The organism is Ruthenibacterium lactatiformans (assembly GCF_000949455.1).
In the GTDB taxonomy this organism is placed as follows: domain Bacteria; phylum Bacillota; class Clostridia; order Oscillospirales; family Ruminococcaceae; genus Ruthenibacterium; species Ruthenibacterium lactatiformans.
Window position 1 is genome coordinate 75,600 of the sequence record NZ_JXXK01000002.1, and the last position, 19,720, is coordinate 95,319.

The 19,720-nt window shown below is 60.0% G+C and carries 18 protein-coding genes and 1 other RNA gene; 10 read left to right on the forward strand and 9 right to left on the reverse strand.

Going from position 1 to position 19,720, the window contains the following annotated elements; translation table 11 throughout:
- Positions 1-9 precede the first annotated feature (9 nt).
- Together TQ39_RS02305 and TQ39_RS02310 are read left to right on the forward strand one after the other, a co-directional pair.
- On the forward strand, positions 10-1,170 hold the full coding sequence (locus tag TQ39_RS02305) for a hypothetical protein (protein WP_050004416.1): 1,161 nt from the start codon (positions 10-12) through the stop codon (positions 1,168-1,170).
- An 80-nt stretch (positions 1,171-1,250) separates the two neighbouring features.
- A complete protein-coding gene (locus TQ39_RS02310) occupies positions 1,251-1,466 on the forward strand; it encodes a hypothetical protein (RefSeq protein WP_050004417.1) in 216 nt (71 codons plus the stop codon).
- Between the two features lie 122 nt (positions 1,467-1,588).
- On the opposite strand, the gene TQ39_RS02315 is transcribed toward TQ39_RS02310, so the two are convergent.
- Positions 1,589-2,284, reverse strand: coding sequence for a YoaK family protein (locus tag TQ39_RS02315; protein WP_050004418.1), 696 nt, complete (start codon positions 2,282-2,284; stop codon positions 1,589-1,591).
- A gap of 181 nt (positions 2,285-2,465) precedes the next feature.
- Here TQ39_RS02315 and TQ39_RS02320 point away from each other — a divergent pair, with 181 nt between their 5' ends.
- From TQ39_RS02320 to TQ39_RS02330, 3 genes are read left to right on the forward strand one after another with little or no spacing between them, the layout of a single operon-like run.
- Positions 2,466-2,675, forward strand: coding sequence for a helix-turn-helix transcriptional regulator (locus TQ39_RS02320; protein WP_009325994.1), 210 nt, complete (start codon positions 2,466-2,468; stop codon positions 2,673-2,675).
- A complete protein-coding gene (locus TQ39_RS02325; protein WP_009325995.1) occupies positions 2,676-3,146 on the forward strand; it encodes a hypothetical protein in 471 nt (156 codons plus the stop codon).
- A gap of 14 nt (positions 3,147-3,160) precedes the next feature.
- The gene (locus tag TQ39_RS02330) at positions 3,161-3,367 is read left to right on the forward strand and encodes a hypothetical protein (RefSeq protein ID WP_009325996.1); all 207 of its coding nucleotides are present in this window, start codon (positions 3,161-3,163) and stop codon (positions 3,365-3,367) included.
- Between the two features lie 70 nt (positions 3,368-3,437).
- Here TQ39_RS02330 and TQ39_RS02335 read toward each other — a convergent pair whose 3' ends face one another.
- Positions 3,438-5,174 carry an ABC transporter ATP-binding protein gene (locus TQ39_RS02335; protein ID WP_050004419.1) on the reverse strand — a complete coding sequence of 579 codons (1,737 nt, stop codon included), beginning with the start codon at positions 5,172-5,174 and terminating at the stop codon, positions 3,438-3,440.
- Positions 5,171-6,904 carry an ABC transporter ATP-binding protein gene (locus TQ39_RS02340; protein WP_009325998.1) on the reverse strand — a complete coding sequence of 578 codons (1,734 nt, stop codon included), beginning with the start codon at positions 6,902-6,904 and terminating at the stop codon, positions 5,171-5,173. The genes TQ39_RS02335 and TQ39_RS02340 overlap by 4 nt, the downstream gene beginning before the upstream one ends.
- Before the next feature lie 194 nt (positions 6,905-7,098).
- On the opposite strand from TQ39_RS02340, the gene TQ39_RS02345 reads away from it, so the two are divergent.
- The 4 genes from TQ39_RS02345 to TQ39_RS02360 all read left to right on the forward strand — a co-directional run bounded on the left by TQ39_RS02345 (position 7,099) and on the right by TQ39_RS02360 (position 11,719).
- On the forward strand, positions 7,099-7,776 hold the full coding sequence (locus TQ39_RS02345) for a response regulator transcription factor (protein ID WP_009325999.1): 678 nt from the start codon (positions 7,099-7,101) through the stop codon (positions 7,774-7,776).
- Positions 7,773-8,795, forward strand: coding sequence for a sensor histidine kinase (locus tag TQ39_RS02350; RefSeq protein ID WP_009326000.1), 1,023 nt, complete (start codon positions 7,773-7,775; stop codon positions 8,793-8,795). The genes TQ39_RS02345 and TQ39_RS02350 overlap by 4 nt, the downstream gene beginning before the upstream one ends.
- A 214-nt stretch (positions 8,796-9,009) precedes the next feature.
- Positions 9,010-9,777 (forward strand): ABC transporter ATP-binding protein, encoded by a 768-nt coding sequence (locus TQ39_RS02355; RefSeq protein WP_009326001.1) that lies wholly within the window; start codon positions 9,010-9,012, stop codon positions 9,775-9,777.
- Complete coding sequence (locus tag TQ39_RS02360) at positions 9,770-11,719, forward strand: FtsX-like permease family protein (protein ID WP_050004420.1); 1,950 nt, start codon at positions 9,770-9,772, stop codon at positions 11,717-11,719. The genes TQ39_RS02355 and TQ39_RS02360 overlap by 8 nt, the downstream gene beginning before the upstream one ends.
- A 240-nt stretch (positions 11,720-11,959) precedes the next feature.
- Here TQ39_RS02360 and TQ39_RS02365 read toward each other — a convergent pair whose 3' ends face one another.
- From TQ39_RS02365 to gdhA, 6 genes are all read right to left on the reverse strand, one after another.
- A complete protein-coding gene (locus TQ39_RS02365; protein WP_050004421.1) occupies positions 11,960-12,445 on the reverse strand; it encodes a 23S rRNA (pseudouridine(1915)-N(3))-methyltransferase RlmH in 486 nt (161 codons plus the stop codon).
- Positions 12,446-12,495: 50 nt separating this feature from the next.
- On the reverse strand, positions 12,496-13,287 hold the full coding sequence (locus tag TQ39_RS02370) for an MBL fold metallo-hydrolase (protein WP_050004422.1): 792 nt from the start codon (positions 13,285-13,287) through the stop codon (positions 12,496-12,498).
- 71 nt (positions 13,288-13,358) lie between these two features.
- The gene (locus TQ39_RS02375; RefSeq protein WP_009326006.1) at positions 13,359-14,645 is read right to left on the reverse strand and encodes a UDP-N-acetylglucosamine 1-carboxyvinyltransferase; all 1,287 of its coding nucleotides are present in this window, start codon (positions 14,643-14,645) and stop codon (positions 13,359-13,361) included.
- Positions 14,646-15,007: 362 nt separating this feature from the next.
- A complete protein-coding gene (locus TQ39_RS02380; RefSeq protein WP_050004423.1) occupies positions 15,008-16,627 on the reverse strand; it encodes a M23 family metallopeptidase in 1,620 nt (539 codons plus the stop codon).
- Positions 16,628-16,855: 228 nt separating this feature from the next.
- Positions 16,856-17,746, reverse strand: coding sequence for an RluA family pseudouridine synthase (locus tag TQ39_RS02385; protein ID WP_050004424.1), 891 nt, complete (start codon positions 17,744-17,746; stop codon positions 16,856-16,858).
- Positions 17,747-17,843: 97 nt separating this feature from the next.
- Positions 17,844-19,193 carry an NADP-specific glutamate dehydrogenase gene (gene gdhA, locus TQ39_RS02390; protein WP_009326009.1) on the reverse strand — a complete coding sequence of 450 codons (1,350 nt, stop codon included), beginning with the start codon at positions 19,191-19,193 and terminating at the stop codon, positions 17,844-17,846.
- A gap of 163 nt (positions 19,194-19,356) precedes the next feature.
- Here gdhA and rnpB point away from each other — a divergent pair.
- Positions 19,357-19,697, forward strand: an RNA gene (rnpB, locus tag TQ39_RS03315) — RNase P RNA component class A.
- Positions 19,698-19,720: the final 23 nt, after the last annotated feature.

Consider the following 19,720-nt stretch of genomic DNA (forward strand, 5'->3'; position numbering starts at 1 on the left):
GGACGGTTTATGAATATTCTTAAAATAAAACGCGCTCTGGCCGAGCTTGTGTGGACTGGCGCGCTGTTGTTTGCCGCAGCCAGCGTGTTCCTTCGCCCGGGGGCGGCGGCGGGCGGCGTACTGCGCGGGCTGAGCGTATGCTACGAGACGGTCATCCCCGCGCTGTTTCCCTTTCTGGTGCTTTCCCGTCTGCTGCTGGAGAGCCGTGCCGCAAACGCGCTCGGCCTGCTGCTGCGGCCCTATACCCGTTTGCTTGGCCTGCACAGCCCAAAGGCCCCCACAGCCATGCTGTGCGGCGTGCTGGGGGGCTTTGCCGGCGGCGCAAAGGCGGTGGATGTTCTGTACCGCACAGGCGAGTTAACTGCCGCTGAGGCCGCGCTGCTGCTGGTATGTACCATTGGCTCCGGACCGGGGTTCGTCGTCAGCAGCGTAGGCGCGCTGATGTTGGGCAGCGCGGGCGCGGGCTGGCTGCTTTTAGGCGCACAGCTGGGGGCGTCACTTGTCTGCGGGCTGGCCGCCGCACTTTTTGTTCGCCTGCGCAAACGCGGCAGCATGGCGGGCCGTTTCCGGGCCGCCGTGGCCTGCGCAGCGCAAACGGGCAAAGGCATGCCCGCCGGCCGCTGTTCCGTCCCGCAAAAAACACAGCCGGACGCCGTTCCGTCTCACACGGGTTTTGTTCCCGCCGTACGGGACTCGGTCAACGCCATCGTGATGCTGTGCGGCTATGTAACGCTGTTCTCTTTTTTTGCCGCCATTGCTGTCCCCACAGGCGCAGATGCGTCCGTCCGCTTTTGGGCCACGCTGCCTCTGGAGGTCACCAGCGCGTGCCGCGCCGCCTGCGAGACTGCATCCGCCTGGCGCACACAGCTGTGCTGCGCCGCACTCAGTGTAATGGGCGCTTCCGTCTTTCTGCAGGTGCGTGCGCTGCTTGCCCCCCGTATACCGCTGCTGCCGCTGCTGCTGTCCCGTCTGCTGCATTTGCCGCTCTCGCTGCTGCTGTTCGGGCTTTTGGCAAAGCTGTTTCCCATGGCGTTGTCCGTGGGCGCTCAGTGGGACGCCAGCCCTCTTCTGGCCGTGCGCATGCCGCCGGATGTAATGCTGATATTATTCGCCATGGCCGCGCTGGCCTGCGGCGCCTTACCCGTGCCCCGGTATTTACGCCGCCGCTGAAAAGGGGTATAATCAATGCAGGCCGCACAAATGCGCCCCTTCCGCAGCGCGGCCAAGCTCCAGGAAAGGAATTCACTCCCATGTTTACAAAACCGCTGTTCGGCAGGGATATCCCCCCGGCCTGTGAATACTGTTCCCACGTGGTCCGTGCTGCCGATGGTTTGCTGCGCTGTACCCGGCGCGGCGCAGTGCAGCCTTTTGACCACTGCCGTGCCTTTTCTTATGACCCTCTGCGCCGCGTGCCGCGCCGCAGGCCACAGCTCCCCACCTTCAGCCCGGATGATTTTAAGCTGTAAGAGCTGCTGCATTTTTACGCGTTTTCCGCACAACATGAAAACAGGCCCGCGCCTGTACCCTGCCGAACGGTTCACGCCGCCGGGCGGGATACAGGCGCGGGCCTTTCTGTTTTCAGCTTTCGTCATCTTCCCGCCAGCATCAGCCCGAAAGCCGCCAGCAGCGCGGCGCTGCACGCCCACACGGCGTGTACGCCCCAGGCGCCGGCCAGCACCGCGCCCGCCCAGGCTCCTGCACAGAACACGAGGATGACCGCACAGTACCGAAGCGCCGCACGGCCCGCCGTTTCGTCGCCGTGTGCCCAGGCGAACACATGCTCGCCTGCGCTGCGCAAATTGCCCGTGCACATCGTTGTGGCATAAGGCAAGCCCCTCGTGCGCCGGAAACTGTTCACCTGCAGAGAGCAGATGAACGAAACCGTCACATTCACCACAGCGTCCGGCGCGCTCCGCGGCACGAATCCCACCGCAAAAACCAGTATTGCCTCCGCCAGCAGCACCACGTGCTGCCAAGCGATATGCTGCGCGTTCGTCAGGCGCGCCTTGAGCCATTCCGTGACGATTACCCCTGCCAAAAACGCCGCTATGGGCAGAAGATAATAAAAGGCCCGCCCGTCCCGCCGGGCGGCGTACAGGGCCATCAGCACCATATTGCCTGTCTGCGCGTTGGCGAACACTCCTCCCCGCAGAAGATAGGTATATGCGTCCAGAAAGCCGCCGGTAAAAGCCAGGCACAGCCCCACACGCAGCATCTCGTGCGCCGGGGCGCGTTCCAATGTTTCGCCTTCACGCCGCAGAAATGCGGCAATGGCATGCAGCATACTGTTCTCCCCTCTCTGGCGGGCCATGCCCGCCGCTTGCAGACATCATTATAGCACCTTCTTTCCAAAAGAAAAGCGCCTTGAATATGACATTGTTTTTTGCAAAGCTTACTTGACATTTTTTTGCAAAGCAAACTATACTAAAAGTGCAAAGCCTGCTATACAAAGGAGAACATGTCCCATGAAGACGAAAATCCCGGAACTGCGCCGTGCGCGCAGGCTGTCGCAGGAGGAGCTTGCCCAGGCCGTGGGTGTGACGCGCCAGACCATTACCTCCATCGAGGTGGGCAAATACACCGCATCTCTGCCTCTTGCCCACAAGCTGGCGCGGTATTTTGGGCTTGCGATTGAGGATGTGTTCGACTTCAGCGACCTGGATGGGGAGGAATGAATGATGATGGAACAGATCACCCTGGAGCAGTTCCGGAGAACAGTGCGCATACGCCTTCGGCTGCTGCGCGTCTTTATCCTTCTGTGCGCCGCAGCGGTGTTCTGCGCGCACTTTTGGGGCCACCGGGGCGGTGTGCCGGGCGCTCGGTTTCCTTATTATGCCGACCTGCTCACCGGCGCGCTTTCCGCGCTGGGCATCTCCGCCGCTTTTATTTGCATCCGCCTTACAAAAATGCTTCGTGACGACGTGCTGCTGCATAAGATGTATACGAAGGCCACCGACGAGCGCGAAGCCCTTTTATGGCAGAAGGCCGGACGGCAGGCGTTCTGGGTCGTTGTGCCCGGGCTCGTGCTTGCGGCGCTGGCCGCGGGCTACTGGAGCGCCACGGTATGCATGACGCTGCTGGGCGCGGCTTTGTTCACGGCCGTCACCACCAAGGCGCTTCGGTTTTATTATATGCGAAAATTCTGAAAGGGGCGTCCGGCATGAACGGCATCGAGGATCGTGTCACTTCCCTGCTCACCTGGGGCCTGCCCCTGGGCGCGCTGGCCTTCTGCGCCAGCCTTGTGCTGGCATGGTTCGGTGCGCCGGATGGATTCTGGCGCGGCTTTTGGGAGGGAGCGGCAGCTGTGCTCGTGGTTGCGGGGCTTGCCGCGCGGCTGTGGCGCAGCTTCCGCACGCGGGGAAAATAACACCAGCAAAACAGGCGGCCCGGAGCATTTTCCGGGCCGCCTGTTTTTTCGTTTCATCCTCTGCCGTCCGTTATTCCACGGCGAACTGGCTGTTGTACAGGTTTGCGTAAAAGCCCTGCTTCGCCAGCAGCTCGGCATGCGTTCCCTGTTCGATGATATGCCCGGCATTCATCACAAGGATACGGTCCGCAGACTGGATCGTGGACAGCCGGTGCGCCACCACAAAGCTGGTGCGTCCCTGCATCAGCTTTTCAAACGCCTGCTGCACCAGCATTTCGGTGCGGGTGTCGATGCTGGATGTTGCTTCGTCCAGTATGAGCATCTGCGGCTGGCACAGCATGATACGCGCGATGCACAAAAGCTGCTTCTGCCCCGCCGAAAGGTTTCCGCCGCCCGGTGCAATGACGGTATCATATCCCTGCGGCAGACGCTTGATAAAGCCGTGGGCATAAGCGGCTTTCGCCGCGGCCTTTACCTCCTCGTCCGTGGCGTCCGGCTTGCCGTAGGCGATATTCTCGCGCACGGTAGCGCATTTGAGCCAGGTCTCCTGCAGCACCATGCCGTACATGCCCCGCAGCGCACTGCGCCGCAGTTTGGCAATGCTGTTCCCGTCCACGGCGATCTCACCCCGGTCCACCTCGTAAAAGCGCATGAGCAGGTTGATGAGCGTCGTCTTGCCGCATCCCGTCGGCCCCACGATGGCGATGCGCTGGCCCGGCATCACATCCAAGTTGAAATCCTCAATGAGCGGCACCGCCGGAACATAGGCAAAGTCCACATGGCTGGCCGTCACACGGCCCCCGCAGGCCGTGGGGGCAAGGGCGTCCGGCGCATCCGGGCGTTCGGTCGGCTCGTCGATAACGGCGAACAGGCGCTCGGCGCTGGCCACAGCCGTCTGAAGCTGCGTCAGCACGCCCGTCACCTCGTTGAAGGGCTTGGTGTACTGGTTCGCATACGTCAAAAAGCAGCTCAGCTGGCCCACCGTAATGGAACCTCCAATGGCCGAGATCGCGCCGATAACACCTACCGCCGCGTAGACGATGGCATTGACAAAGCGCGTGCCCGGATTCGTCACAGAAGAATAAAACACGCTTTTCAGGCCCGTGTCGTACAGCTCATCGCTGATGGCGTCGAACTGTGCGAAACAGCGGTCCTCGTAGCCAAAGGCCTTTACGACGCTCTGCCCGGCAACCATCTCGTTGACAAAACCCGACAGACGGCCCTGCGCAGCGCTCTGCGCCTTGAAAAAGCCTGTTGTGCGCCTGGCAACGAAGCCCGCAAAAGCAATGGACACCGGCGTCACCAAAACCACGACCAGCGCGATGACAGGATTCAGCACAGCCATCACCACAAGCGTGCCCAGAATGGTAGCCACTCCCGGCAAAAGCTGTGTCAGGCCCTGCAGAAGCCCCTCGGCTACAAGATCCGCATCGTTGACCATTCGGCTGATGATGTCGCCGTGCGTGTGGCCGTCGATGTACTTCAGCGGCGTGCGGTTCAGCACGCGGAATGCTTCGCCGCGCATATCATTGGACGCCCTGCTGGAAATCTTGCGGGTGCAGACATTCATTACCCACTGGCTGGCTGCGGCCAGCAGCACCGAAATTCCCAGCAGCGCCAGATAGTACAGTACGCCGCGCAGGTCCACCTGCCCCGGGCCGAGGATGTTGTCGATGGCGCGCCCTGTGAACACCGGCCCAAGCAGGGTAAAAAGCACATACAGCAGCGCGCTGGCGCAAGATGCCGCAAACGCCGCGCGGTAGGGCCGCACGTAGGTGAGGATGCGTTTAACGGTTCTCCGTTTCATGCGCCCACCTCCTCTGTTACAATGCCCTGCGAACGGCAAATTTCTCGGTAAACCCCGCAGCTTTCCAAAAGCGCCTCATGGGTGCCGAAACCGCACTGCCGCCCGTCGTCCAGCACAAGGATGCGGTCCGCGTTTTTGATGGTGGACGCCCGCTGAGAGATCATCACGACCGTCATATTTTCCGTCTGCGCCCGCAGCGCGCGGCGCAGCGCCGCATCGGTGGCGTAGTCCAGAGCCGAGGCGGAATCATCCAAAACCAGGATATCCGGCTGCTTCGCCAGTGCCCGCGCGATGGTCAGGCGCTGCTTCTGGCCGCCGGAGAGGTTTTTGCCGCCTTCCTCTACGGGAGTATCCAGGCCGTCGGGCTTGCCGCGTACAAAATCGGAGCCCTGGGCCACCTCCAGAGCCTTCCACAGCGCGCTGTCCGGCGCGTTTTCCGCGCCCAGCTGCAAATTGCTGCGCACCGTGCCGCTGAACAGCTGCGCCGCCTGCGGCACAAGACCGATCTTGGCGTGCAGCCGCCGGGAGGTATATTCCCGCACATCCGTGCCGTCCACGCGCACCGCGCCGCCCGTCACGTCGTAGTCCCGCGTCAGCAGACGCACCAAAGTTGTTTTGCCGCAGCCCGTGCCGCCGATGATTCCCAGCGTCTGGCCCGGCTGTATGGAAAAGCTGACGCCCTCCACGGCGTCCTCGCCCGCGTCCGGATAAGCGAAACGCACGCTTTCAAACTCAATGCGCGGCGCACCGGGCTTCTCCGCGGCGCTTTGGCGCGGCTCCGGCATAGAGCTTTCCTGTGCCAGCACTTCGCTTACGCGCTTCGCGCTGGCCAGCGCCTTCGTGAGGATAACGATGATGTTCGCCAGAACGATGAGCGCCAGCAGCGTCTGCGTCATATAGTTCACCATGGCGATGATCTGGCCCTGCTCGATGCCTCCGTCCTGCGCAAACAGGCCCCCGAACCAGACGATGGCCACAATGGCAAGGTTTGCGATAACCGAAGTGATGGGGTTGAGCGCCGCCGAGAGCTTGCCCACGCGGATGGTAATGTCCGACAGCGTGTCTCCCGCCTGCTGGAACTGTTCAATCTCGCTGTCCTGCTTTGAAAAGGCACGAATGACCCGCGCTCCCTCCAGGTTTTCACCCGCAAGGCGGGAGATAACGTCCTGCTGGCGCTGGATACGGGTGTATTCAGGCAGGCTGCGGCTCATAACGCGGTACAGCACGAACACGATGAGCGGTGTAGAAAGCAGAAACACCAGCGCGATCTTCCAGTTGATGGTAAAGGCCATCACAATGGAGCCGACGGTAAGGAACGGCGCGCGGATGGCCAGGCGGATAAACATGTTCACACCCGTCTGCACCTGATTCACGTCGCTGGTGAGGCGCGTAATGAGCGAGTTCGTGCCCACAGAGCCATACTCGGCCTGGGACAGGCTGAACACATGGCGGAACAGGTCTTTGCGCAGGCTGCGGCCGAAGCCCTGTGCGCACACAGCCGCAAAATACTGGCACGTCAGCGCGCAGGCAAGGCCCACCGCACCCAGCCCAAGCATAAACAGGCCGTGCGTAACGACGTATTTCACGTTACCGTTTTTAATGCCCACGTCGATGATATTTGCCATCAGCAGCGGCACAAACAGTTCCAGAACGGCCTCCGTCAGCTTGAACAAAGGCCCCAGAACGAGCTGCCTGCGGTAACCGTCAAAATAGCGGAACAGTGCTTTCAAACTTTCACATCCCTTTTCTCAGAAGCGGTTTTCATTCATAGTTATTTTATCACAGCATTGCCCATTTTCAAGAAATGGATATTCTTTTTTCCAAAATTGAGGAATCAGGCCCTTCTGCCGCGTTACAAGAACGACGTATTTTTCAGGCATACCGCAATGCACGGCGCCCCGCAGGGCGGGAAGGAGAGCGACAGATGTATAAAATACTGCTTGTGGAGGACGACCCCACCATTACCGAGGTGCTGGAGCGCCAGCTTGCAAAATGGGGCTATGAAGCATCTCATGTAACAGATTTCCAACACGTTCTGGAAACGTTTGTTCAGCAAGCGCCCCACCTTGTTCTGCTGGACATTTCGCTTCCCTTTTACGACGGCTATCACTGGTGCGGCGAGATCCGCAAAATCAGCAAAACGCCCGTGCTGTTCATCTCCTCCGCCAGCGACAACATGAACCTTGTGATGGCGCTGAACATGGGCGGAGACGATTTCCTGGCCAAGCCCTTTGACCTGAACGTGGCCATTGCCAAAATCGAGGCGCTTCTGCGCCGCACATACGATTTCGGCGCCGGTGTAAATGCACTGGCCTGCCGCGGTGCGGTGCTGGATCTAAAAGACGCCTCGCTGCACTACAACAGCCAAAAGCTGGAGCTGACGAAAAACGAGTTCCGCATTTTGCAGCTTCTGTTCGAGCGCCGGGGCCGCACGGTTCCCAGGGAGGACATCATGCAGGCCCTGTGGGAAAGCGACAGCTTCATCGACGACAATACCCTCACGGTTAACGTGGCGCGCCTGCGTGCCCATCTGGCGGAAATCGGCCTGGAGGGACTCATCCGCACACAGAAGGGCCTGGGTTACCTGGTGGATGAGACATGATGGGCGCACGGGAGCTTCTGCCTGTATTTTTCAGCTACTGCCGCCGTATGCTCCGGGCGTTCCTGCTGGTGGCGCTGGGCGGCGCCACGCTGTTCGTGGTGACCATTCTGTACCGCGCGCCGCTGGAGCTGCCCCTATACACATGCTGCCTTGTAGGCGCTGTGGGAGCCGTGTTCTTTTTTTCCGGCTTTGCCCGGTATTACCGCCGGCATGCCGCGCTGCGCATGCTGCGTGCCCAGTGCGCCACCAAGCTGGCAGCGCTGCCTGCACCCCGGGATATTTTGGAGAAAGACTATGGCGATATCATTGCCGCTCTGGAGCGCAACCGTCTTTCTGCCGCGGCAGACGCCGCCCACCGCGAAGCCGATGCGACGGAATATTATACGCTTTGGTCCCACCAGATCAAAACCCCGCTGGCGGCCATGCGCCTTCTGCTGCAGGAAAGCCCGGATATCCCTGGCCGCAGCGCCTTTGCCCAGGAGCTGTTCAAGGCCGAACAGTATGTGGACATGGTGCTGGGCTATCTGCGCATCGGTTCTATCCATGCAGATCTCTCGCCGCAGGAGGTCCCTTTGGAGGCCCTTGTGCGGGAGAGCGTGAAAAAGGTGTCCACTCTGTTCATCCATCAGAAAAGCACAACGCTGCAGATCAGCTCCCTGCCGGGCACGGTCCTCACGGATAAAAAATGGTTCTCCTTTGTGCTGGAACAGATCCTTACCAACGCGGCCAAGTACACGCCGCGCGGCACGGTGCGTGTGTATCTGGCCAAGGACTCGCCCGATACGCTGGTCGTCGAGGACACGGGCCTTGGCATCCGCGCAGAGGACCTGCCCCGTATTTTTGAGCGCGGCTTTACCGGCTACAACGGGCGCGGCGGCCAGCGCAGTACAGGGCTGGGCCTGTATCTGTGCCATGAGGTGCTGCAAAAGCTGGGGCACACGATCTCCATCCGCTCCGAGCCGGGAAAAGGGACGGCGGTGTGCATCTGCTTTGCCCGCGGCACGCTGGTGGTGGAATAATCGCTTCGGCGCACGGCAGGCGTTCAGCGTCTGGCGCGCGCTGTTTTTGTCTGCTGCCGCAGGTGCGTTCCTTACGGTTTTGTAAGCCGGAACGCGCCAATCGTAAGCGTATGTTATGGCAGGCGTGGCGGACAGGATACTATAATGAAAGCACACCGGAGATCCGGAACGGCGCGGGCGGACAGCCGGCGCTATTTTTTGAGGAGGCTGCTTTATGCCATTGCTTGAAGTTGAACACTTACAAAAGGTATATACCGCGCGCTTCGGCGCAGTACAGGTAGAGGCCCTGCGGGACGTAAATTTCACCGTAGAGGAGGGCGAATACGTCGCCATCATGGGCGAGAGCGGCAGCGGAAAAACCACTCTGCTGAACATCCTTGCCGCGCTGGACAAGCCCACCAGCGGCGCGGTGCGTCTTTCGGGCGGGGATATCACCAAAATCAAGGACAGCAAAATGTCCCAGTTCCGGCGTGAGCATCTGGGCTTCGTGTTCCAGGATTTCAACCTGCTGGATACGTTCAGCCTGCGGGACAATATCTTTCTTCCGCTTGTGCTCTCGCACAAGGGCCACGCTGAAATGGCCGCCCGCCTTGCGCCCATCGCGCGGCAGCTCGGCATTGAAGCTCTGCTGGACAAGTACCCTTACGAAGTCTCCGGCGGGCAGAAACAGCGCGCAGCCGTGGCCCGCGCGCTTATCACAAAGCCGGAGATTGTGCTGGCGGACGAGCCTACAGGCGCGCTGGATTCCAAGGCGACCACAAAGCTGCTGCGCATGTTCGGCGAGATCAACCGCGGCGGCCAGACCATATTGATGGTGACGCACTCCACGCGGGCGGCCAGCCATGCGGGCCGTGTGCTGTTCATCAAGGACGGCGTGGTGTTCCATCAGCTTTACCGCGGCAATATGACAAGCGACGAGATGTTCGCCAAGATCGGCGATACGCTCACCATGCTGACGACGGGAGGGGCGGACCGTGGCTAACGCGCTTTACCCCAAACTGGCGCTGACGAACCTTGGCAAAAACAAAAGCACCTACTTTCCCTATATGCTCACCAGTATCGTATGCATCATGACGTACTATATCATGCAGTCCATCGCCATGAACGAGGGGCTGATGGAGGTGCCCGGCGCCGCCATCGCCATGACCATCTTTTTTCTGGGCACGGGCATTATTGCTGTTTTCTGCATTGCGCTGATGTTCTACACCAACAGCTTTCTCATCAAGCGGCGCAAAAAGGAACTCGGCCTTTACTGTGTACTGGGCATGGAAAAGCGGCACGTTGCGCTGGTTTTGTTTTTTGAAACACTGTTCACCGCAATTGCGTGTCTGGCGCTGGGGCTTCTGTTCGGCGTATTATTCTCAAAGCTGCTGTTCATGGCGCTGCTGTATCTGCTGGATTTCGCAACGCCGCTGGCGTTCTCCGTCTCGGTGCCGTCGCTCGTCACCACTGTGGTGCTGTTCGCGTGCATCTACGGCGCGACACTGCTGTACAACATGGTGCACATCCGCCTTGCCAACCCGGTGGAGCTGCTCCACGGCGGGCAGAAAGGCGAAAAAGAGCCAAAAACCTCCTGGCTTCTCACTTTTGTAGGCCTGGCCGCGCTGGCAGGCGGCTATTTTATCGCCGTATATTTCAAAAGCCCGCTGAATGCGCTTTTGCTGTTTTTTGTCGCTGTATTCCTCGTCATTCTGGGTACGTTCTGCCTGTTCACCGCCGGCAGCATTGCTCTGCTGAAAGCCCTGCGGCGCCGCAGGAATTTCTATTACAGGCCCAACAACTTCATTGCCGTCTCTGGCATGATGTACCGCATGAAGCAGAACGCCGCCGGCCTTGCGGCCATCTGCATCCTTTCTACGATGGTGCTCGTCACGATCTCTACTACCGTAAGCCTGTACATGGGGCGCAATGACATGGTGACAAGCATGTACCCCAGAGAAATTTGCAGCAATTCTACCGCAGCGGAAAATGCGCCGGCGGTTCAGGATGCTTTTGCACAAAGCACCCGGGCGCTGGGCCTGGAAATCAAAAATCCCATCGCCGGCCGCAGCCGTAGCCTTAATGTGATTTCTGTCGACGGTTCCTACGAAGACGCGCCTGCTTCGGTGAGTTCCGGAGAGGTTGTTGCGGTCTCACTTGTCCCTCTTTTAGACTATAATTCTACTTTCGGCACAAACTTCCAGCTCGCTTCCGGCGAAGCCCTTGCCTATCCCACGGGAAACTTTGTGCTTTCGGATACTGTTACTCTCGGCGGGCAGGCTGTTCATATCGCACAGCGGCTGGACGAGAGCCCTTATATCGGCTCCGGCAACTACACCGCCATAACCGGCCTTATCCTCGTTGTTCCGGATGAAGAAGCCACTTCCCTGTACCGTGCCATGGGCGGAACGCAGGAACAGTTCGCTTACAGCGCCGCCTTCGACGTGGACGCCACGCCGGAGCAGATCGCCGCATTGCAGGAGGATCTATGGACGCGGCTTAACGGTATCTGCGGCATTTATGCCCGCTCCGAGCTATATACCGAGTGGAACGCCATGTACGGCAGCTTCCTGTTCCTTGGCATCTTCCTGGGGTGCCTGTTCCTGATGGCCACGGTGCTGATCATCTACTACAAACAAATCAGCGAGGGCTATGAGGATCACGACCGGTTCCGCATTATGCAGCAGGTGGGCATGAGCCGGAAAGAGGTCAAACGCGCCATCAACAAACAGATATTGCTGGTGTTTTTCCTGCCGCTGCTCATGGCTGCGCTGCATATGGTGTTCGCCTTTGAGATCATCTGCAACATGCTTCTTGTGTTCGGAATGGTGAACCGGCTTTTGTTCTTCGGCTGCACGGCCGTCACATTTCTCATTTTCGCCGCCGCGTATGTGGTGGTATACCGCATTACCGCGCGTACCTATTACCGCCTTGTGGAGGCGTGACGCCTCTTTGCTCCACTTCAAAACGAAAGGATGAAGCCCTCTATGAAAACCTTTGGAAAATGCATCCTCGCCCTGCTGGGCGTTGCCGTCCTGCTGTTCTGCATCGGCAAAATGAAAGCGCCCGATGAAGCGCTCGCCTACCGGGAGCGCCGTCCGGATTAACGCCCGGAGAGGCAGCCACAAAAAGCGCCCCGCACATCGGTCCGGTGTCCGTCCGGCCGTGCGCGGGGCGCTTTTGGGTCACTTGTGGTATTTTCCGCCGTGGTTGATGGAAAACGCGCGGTAAAGCTGCTCCAGCAGCATCACCCGCGCAAGCTGGCGCGGGAATGTCATTTTGCTCATGGAAAGCCGCAGAGACGCCGTCTGCTTTACGCTGTCCGCAAGCCCGTGGGACGAGCCGATCACGAACGCCACGTCCCCCGCGCCGCTGCCCGCGCGCTCGTCCAGATACGCGGCCAACTCCTCGCTGGTTTTTTGTTTTCCTTCGACGCACAGCGCCGCCAGGCCGCTGCCCTTGGGCACGGCAGCCAGAATGGCGCGCGCCTCTTTTTCCAGCGCCTTGCCGATGACGGCGGGTGAAGCGTTTTTTTCCGCAATGGGCTCCTCCGGCAACTCCACGATGTTCAGCCTGCAATAGGCCGAAAGACGCTTTGCATATTCGGCGGCGGCCTTTGCGTAATAATCCGCGTTCAGCTTCCCCAGCGCGATGAGCGTAATGGTCTGCACAATGCTTCCCTCCTGTTATCCGGCGGCCGCCGCACGGCGCGCTTAAACGCTTAAAATTCAATGATGGGCGATACCTCGTGGCGGCGCGCCGCATTCACAACGCAGTCCCGCCCTGGCACAATGCCCGCGCCCAACAGCGCGGCGCGCACGCTTTCCAGCGCAAGCTCCGGGGTATTGTTCTCCTGGCTGATATGGCACAGCGCGAACCTTTCACATCCGTTTTCCAGCAGACGCACCAGCGTGGCCGCGTTCTCCTCATTGCACAGATGCCCGCGCTGGGACGCAATGCGCGTTTTCAGATAATATGGATACGGCCCCGTCATGAGCATATTATAATCATAATTGGCTTCCAGCGCCACCACATCCGCCAGCAAGAGGTTCGCCAGCACCTCGTCGCTCACATAGCCAAGGTCTGTTGCGACGCCTGCCACCCGGCCCAAAGGCGTGGTGATGCGGTAACCCCGGCAGGCCACAGAGTCGTGGCTCGTTTCAAAGCTCTGCACCGCAAAACCGCACACGTCCTCGGTGCGGCCGTCGATGTCTATCAATTCCGCGCCCGGCGGCACAAGGCCCCGGCAAGCCAGATAATCCAGCGTGGCCGCGCTGCCGTACACCGGCACAGGGTGATATTTTAAAAAGATGGCAAGACCGCTCACATGGTCCGAATGCTCGTGGGTGACAAGGATGCCGCCCAGGTCCGCCAGCGGCAGCCCCAACCCTTTCAGCGCGTTCTGCGTCATGCGGCAGCTCTTGCCCATATCCACCAGTAAGTAACGGCCGTTTTCCTCCACCAGGGCGCTATTGCCCGAGGAACCGGAATACAGCGTGGTAAAACGCGCCATGCGCAGCCTCCCTTTTAACATTCAAAAACGGAAGGAGCCGAAACGCTCCTTCCGTTCTGCTTTTTGTAAGCTTACAGCGCAGCCTGCCGCAGCACGCCCGCGGGCTTTTCCACCCGCTTGATGTCCGCGCCAAGCCCCCGCAGCTTTTCCACGATATCCTCGTAGCCGCGTTCGATGTGGCAGATCTCGTCCACTTCGGAAACGCCGTCCGCCGCCAGCGCCGCAACCACGAGTGCCGCGCCCGCGCGCAGGTCCGCCGCGCGCATGGGGGCCGGCAGCAGCTCCTGCACGCCCTCAATCACAGCCACGCGCCCGTCCACCTGGATGTTCGCGCCCATACGGGTCAGCTCATCCACATAACGAAAACGGTTTTCCCAAATCCCTTCGGTGATGATGGACGTCCCCTTTGCCAATGTGAGCAGCACGGTCATCAGCGGCTGCATATCGGTGGGGAAACCGGGATGCGGCATTGTTTTGATATTCAGCGGCTCCAGGTCGCCCGTGCGGTACACCCGCAGGGAATCGTCGAACTCCTCAATGGTGGCGCCCGCCTTTTCCAGCTTGCTGGTGATAGGTTCCAGATGCTTGGGGATGACATTTTTGATGAGTACGTTGCCGCCTGTGATCGTGGCGGCGACCATGTAGCTGCCCGCTTCGATCTGGTCCGGGATGATGGAATAGGTGCAGCCGTGCATCTGCTTGACGCCTCGGATCTTGATGACGTCGGTGCCCGCGCCGCGCACGTCCGCGCCCATCATATTCAAAAAGTTGGCAACGTCAACAATGTGGGGCTCTTTGGCCACGTTTTCCAGCACGGTCTGGCCCTCGGCCATCACAGCCGCCAGCATGGCGTTGATGGTGGCGCCCACCGAAACGGTATCGAAAAACACGTCCTCGCCGCGCAGGCTGTCGGACTCCACACTGATCATACCGTATTCCACCGAGTCCTTCGCGCCGAGGGCCACAAACGCCTTGAGGTGCTGGTCGATGGGGCGCGGGCCGAGATTACAGCCGCCGGGCATGGCCACGGTGGCTTTGCCGAAACGGCCCAGCAGCGCGCCCAGAAAATAATAAGAGGCGCGCATCTGGCGCGAAAGCTCGTTGGGCACACTGGTGGCGGTGATATGGGCGGTGTCGATCTCCAGCGTGTGCTTGTTGATGACGCGCACATGCGCGCCCATAGCGCTGAGGATGTCCACAGAGGCGCTGACGTCGCTGATATTGGGCAGGTTTTCGATCACACATTTACCGCCTGCAAGAATGGTGGCCGGCAGGATGGCGACCGCCGCATTTTTCGCGCCGCTGATCTCGACTTCGCCCACCAGCGGTTTACCGCCGTGAATGACAAACTTTTCCAATAGACGTACTCTCCTTTGAGCGTTCTTTATAGGATCGGGCCGAAAGGCCGCGCATAGAGCGCATGGTAACTCTTTTAGTATACACTAATTTTGCGCAGATTAAAAGCATAAATGCATATTCGACAGGATTTGGCACAAATTAACTGAACGTGCGGAAAGGCTCTGTCACAACCGCACTTATTATATCCATTTGCCGGGCTTTTTGCAACAAAAACGGCATGATTCGTCAATTTTTTGTCACCAATGTAAAGGCCGGGCGCTGTGCGCCCGGCCTTGTGTGTCCACGAACGGCACTCGGTCAATTCTCCGCGCGCCTACGCCGCCTAAGCGGGAAGCACGCCGGTGAATTGCGTGGTGCATCCTTAGGGCATGACATACCTTCGGGTATCTGTCCACTGGCCATTCACCTGAATCTCAAAATGGCAGTGGTTGCCCGTGGAATACCCTGTGGAACCCACGCGCGCGATAGGCTGGCCCTTCACTACATATTCACCCTGCTGCACCAGAAGCTCGGAGCAGTGCGCATACACAGTGGCAAAGCCGTTGCCATGGTCGATCTTGACAAATTTCCCGTACGTCCACCATGCCGTGCCGCGCGCGTCTGTCGCAACTTCCACCACGCCGTTATCCGCCGCAACAATGGTCGTACCGTAACGCGCCGTGATATCCGCACCGCGGTGATAGCGTGAGGCCCAGCGGCTGATGCCCTTATAATCCGGTACCGGCCAGGTGAATTCACCTGTCGCCGGGTCTCCCGCAGTGCCGCCGTATGGGTTATACGTGCCGTACCGCGTGATCTTCGGCACCGCCTCCACCAGCACGGTCGGCTCACGCGTCTGAATGCGCTGCACCTCCTGGCCGTCGATATAAACGACGTCCTCGTTTACTTCCTCCAGGCCCGGTGAAGCCTCCTGCTCCACCACTTCGCGGCCCCACTCCAGCTCGGGGTCATTGATGACCTGCGGCTCGGCCGCAGTTTCAACGGTGCGGGTCACATTCTGCACCGCCTGCACGCCCAGCATATCCCAGCCCACCAGGATATTGCCGTCGGAAAGCTCCACCGGAGCCGTTCCATGCAGGCGCGCCAGCAGATCGTCCAGTGTGACGATGGTGCTGGTGAAATACAGGCCCGGCTTAAGTTCCACCTTTTGCTGGAACTCCACGCGCCAGCTGTCGTCGTTCTCATGTCCTTCGTAAAGAGGCTCTTTCAGAGCCTCCAGCGCCTGTGTCAACGCGGCGGAATCCGCCGTAACGCCGATGAACTCCGTATTGACATAGACGCCTGTCGCCTCGCGGAATTCAGCAGATGATGTCTCGATGATGCGGTCCGTCAGTTCGCCTTGGGAATACAGCGCCGCCTGATCCACAATGGTGAGCGTATATTCCGGGCGCGCTTTCCAGTCCTCGCCCGTGTCCACATTCTGGATGCGGTCCAGAATATCCGCGTGCGCCGCATCATAAACGCTTTCGTTGGCAATGAAGCCCACGAATTCGCCGCGGAATTCCACCCGCAGTGCAAAAGTAGAGGACAGAACACCGTCCACGGTAACGAGCAGCACGCCCAGCGCGGCCGCAGGCAGCAGATACGCCAGACCGCGCAGGAGCAGGTGCTTGTACGCCAAAACGCCGCGGAAGAAATAGGCAAGTCCTTTGCCCGCCGGCGAGCCGCCGGCCTCCCGTTCTTCACGCACTACCTGGCGGATGTTGCGCAGCCCGCTGCGCATCTGCCGCCAGGGGGCGCGCAGATCCTCCCATACAGCGGCAAAAAACGGCCGCAGAATATTGGCGCCCAGCGCCAGCATCCAGCACACGCCGTGCCAGAGCGCCAGTACGGCGGCGCGTGCGCCGCGGCCGAAGTTCAGCAGAAAATATTCCGAATGAAGGCCGACATAATAAAACAGGCGGCCGATCAAATGCAGGAAAGCGCGCACGGATATCTCGTCGTCCGGGATATACCTGCGCCAGCGTTTCCTTGCAGCCATACGCCCCCTCCTTTCCGGGTCTCCGTGGGGATATGCCAGCCGCGCAAAGCGCGGTGCAGAAACAGGCAAATGTCCGGTTCCATCTGCATCCCCGGCACAGGAGCGCCGGTCAGAGCGGAGGTCCGAACTTTATTATTATACACTATTTTGCCCACGATGCAAGTTTAATCCCTTTCCAGCGCGGCGACGCATACCTTTTTTCACATTTGTATCAACACACGGAAGGGGTCAAATGCCGAAATCTTCCGCCCGGATGCCGCACGCCGCCAGCAGCGCACGCATGTCTTCGGGCAGCGGCGCGTGCACTGTGTGCGCCGCATTCTCCCCCGGCAGGCCAAACGATACCGCGCCGCAGTGCAGCGCCGGGCGCGCCATGTGCTCCGGACATCCGCCGTACATGCCGTCGCCCGCCAGCGGATGCCCCCGGGACGCGAAATGCACACGGATCTGATGTGTGCGCCCCGTAACGGGCACCACCCGCAGCAGTGTATGCCCTCCGCCCCGTGCCAGCACCCGGTATTCCGTGCGGCTGGGCTGCCCCCGGCCGCACACGCACCGCTGAATGATGGACCCGTGCGCCAGCGCAATGGGCGCGTCGATGGCGCCCTCCTCCCCGTCCACCAGCCCCTCGGCCACGGCATAGTACACTTTTTGCACCGCGGCGGCCAGCAGCGGCGCGGCATAGGCGTTCATCGCGCACAGCACAAGGCCGGAGGTTCCCCTGTCCAGCCGGTTCACCGGACGGAACACGGCCGCGCTGCCCCGCGCGGCCATCCGGCCGCGGAAAGCATTGGCCAGCGTGCCGTCCGCATACCCCCGGGTGGGATGTACCGTTTGTCCCGCGGGCTTGTTCAGCACCATTGCATGGGCATCCTCATACAGGATATCCAGCGGCAGCGCCTGGGGCAGCACCTCCGTAGGAGGCTCCGGAGGCAGCGCAAAGGAAATCCGCTGGCCCGCTGAAAGGCGCATATCCGTGTGTACGGGCGCGCCGTCCCGGAAAAAGCCGTCCGAGGCCTTCACGCCCTTGGCCAGCGCTGCCGAAACACCGCGTTTGCGCAGAAAGTCCCGCAGCAGCATACCGTTTTCCTTTTGCTCCACCGTAAATTCCAGCGTCATGCGCTCCGCTCCTTTCCCATGGATGCCCCGCCGTCCCGGCAGGCAAAAAACAGGGGCCGCTCTGCGCGGCCCCTGCCCGGTTTTGTACGGTTGATGCTTAATACGCAATACCCTCGGCGAGCATGGCGTCGGCCACCTTGATAAAGCCCGCCACGTTGGCGCCCACCATCAGGTTTCCTTCCGCACCGCATGCCTTGGAGGCGTCATAAGCATTGTGGAAAATATTCTTCATGATATTCTGCAAACGCTCGTCCACTTCCTCGAATGTCCAGGACAGGCGCAGAGAGTTCTGGCTCATCTCCAGGCCGCTGGTGGCCACGCCGCCCGCGTTGGCGGCCTTGGCCGGGCCGTAGAGCATGCCGTTTTCCAGATACACGTTGATCGCCTCCGGCGTGGAGGGCATGTTCGCGCCCTCGCACACTACCTTGCAGCCGTTTGCGGCAAGCAGCTTGGCGCTGGCCTCGTCGATCTCATTCTGCGTGGCGCAGGGCAGCGCGATATCGCAGGGGATGCTCCAGATGCCGCTACAGCCTTCGTGATACTCGGCGGCGGGCACCGCCTTAACATACTCGGAGATGCGGGCACGGCGAGCCAGCTTGATCTCCTTCACCACATCCAGGTCGATGCCGTTTTTGTCGTAGACATAACCCGTGGAATCGGACAAAGCCACGACCTTGCCGCCCAGCTGGGTGGCTTTCTCCGTGGCGTAGATGGCCACATTGCCGCTGCCGGAGATCACCACCGTTTTGCCCTTAAAGCTGTCGTTTTTCATGCAGTTGAGGGCTTCCTCGGTAAAGTAACACAGGCCGTAGCCGGTGGCCTCCGGACGCACCAGGCTGCCGCCGTAGGAAAGGCCCTTGCCCGTCAGCACGCCCGTCACTTCGTTGCGCAGGCGTTTGTACTGGCCGAACATATAACCGATCTCCCGCGCGCCCACGCCGATGTCTCCGGCGGGCACGTCGGTAAACTGGCCGATATGCTTGGAAAGCTCCGTCATAAAACTCTGGCAGAAACGCATGATCTCTGCGTCGGATCTGCCTTTCGGGTCAAAATCGCTGCCGCCCTTGCCGCCGCCCATGGGCAGGCCCGTAAGGCTGTTTTTGAACACCTGCTCAAAGCCCAGGAACTTAATGACGGACGCCGTGACGGAAGGATGCAGGCGCAGGCCGCCCTTGTACGGGCCGATGGCGGAGTTGAACTGCACGCGGTAGCCACGGTTCACATGCACCTTGCCCGCGTCGTCCACCCAGGAAACACGGAACTGAATGAAGCGTTCCGGCTCCACCATACGCTCCAGAATGCCTTGCTGTTCCAATTCGGGATGCTTTTCCACATAAGCCTCCAGGCTCTCCAGCACCTCGCGCACAGCCTGCAAAAATTCGGTTTCGCCCGCGCTGCGCCCGCTTACTTCGTCATACACGCGCGCCAGATAATCGTTTTTAAACATAATCTTTCCCCTTTTCCTGTTGCCCGCGCCCAAGGCGCGGATATTTATAAATTCCCATACATAAAATTATACCCATTAAATGGCATTTTTTCAAGAGAAAATTGCAGTTTGTGCGCCGGTGTTGCAAATGCTGCAAAATGTGTGCTATACTAAGATGCCCAAACGAGTAAAACATACGGCGGCGGGGCGTTTCACGCGCTCTGAGGAAAGTCCGGGCTCCACAAGGGAATGGTAACTGCTAACGGCAGCCGGGGGTGACCCCAGGGATAGTGCAACAGAAATAGACTACCCGCGTTTTGCGCGGGAAAAGGTGGAAAGGTGCGGTAAGAGCGCACCAGCGCGCTTGGTGACTTGCGCGGCTCTGTAAACCCTACCAGGAGCAACGCCCATATGGGAACTATGCGTGCCCTGCGCGTTCCCGGAGGCGGCTGGAGCTGCATGGCAACATGCAGTCGAGATAGATCGTCGTTTAATACAGAACCCGGCTTACGGTTTAGTCGTTTGGGCAAAACGCCCCGCTGTTCGCA

What these genes read in the sequence shown, in the direction of transcription:
- TQ39_RS02305 (WP_050004416.1), top strand. Translation starts at nt 10, where the DNA reads ATGAATATTCTTAAAATAAAACGCGCTCTGGCCGAGCTTGTGTGGACT.
- TQ39_RS02310 (WP_050004417.1), top strand. Translation starts at nt 1,251, where the DNA reads ATGTTTACAAAACCGCTGTTCGGCAGGGATATCCCCCCGGCCTGTGAA.
- TQ39_RS02315 (WP_050004418.1), bottom strand. Translation starts at nt 2,284, where the DNA reads ATGCTGCATGCCATTGCCGCATTTCTGCGGCGTGAAGGCGAAACATTG.
- TQ39_RS02320 (WP_009325994.1), top strand. Translation starts at nt 2,466, where the DNA reads ATGAAGACGAAAATCCCGGAACTGCGCCGTGCGCGCAGGCTGTCGCAG.
- TQ39_RS02325 (WP_009325995.1), top strand. Translation starts at nt 2,676, where the DNA reads ATGATGATGGAACAGATCACCCTGGAGCAGTTCCGGAGAACAGTGCGC.
- TQ39_RS02330 (WP_009325996.1), top strand. Translation starts at nt 3,161, where the DNA reads ATGAACGGCATCGAGGATCGTGTCACTTCCCTGCTCACCTGGGGCCTG.
- TQ39_RS02335 (WP_050004419.1), bottom strand. Translation starts at nt 5,174, where the DNA reads ATGAAACGGAGAACCGTTAAACGCATCCTCACCTACGTGCGGCCCTAC.
- TQ39_RS02345 (WP_009325999.1), top strand. Translation starts at nt 7,099, where the DNA reads ATGTATAAAATACTGCTTGTGGAGGACGACCCCACCATTACCGAGGTG.
- TQ39_RS02350 (WP_009326000.1), top strand. Translation starts at nt 7,773, where the DNA reads ATGATGGGCGCACGGGAGCTTCTGCCTGTATTTTTCAGCTACTGCCGC.
- TQ39_RS02355 (WP_009326001.1), top strand. Translation starts at nt 9,010, where the DNA reads ATGCCATTGCTTGAAGTTGAACACTTACAAAAGGTATATACCGCGCGC.
- TQ39_RS02370 (WP_050004422.1), bottom strand. Translation starts at nt 13,287, where the DNA reads ATGGCGCGTTTTACCACGCTGTATTCCGGTTCCTCGGGCAATAGCGCC.
- TQ39_RS02380 (WP_050004423.1), bottom strand. Translation starts at nt 16,627, where the DNA reads ATGGCTGCAAGGAAACGCTGGCGCAGGTATATCCCGGACGACGAGATA.
- TQ39_RS02385 (WP_050004424.1), bottom strand. Translation starts at nt 17,746, where the DNA reads ATGACGCTGGAATTTACGGTGGAGCAAAAGGAAAACGGTATGCTGCTG.
- gdhA (WP_009326009.1), bottom strand. Translation starts at nt 19,193, where the DNA reads ATGTTTAAAAACGATTATCTGGCGCGCGTGTATGACGAAGTAAGCGGG.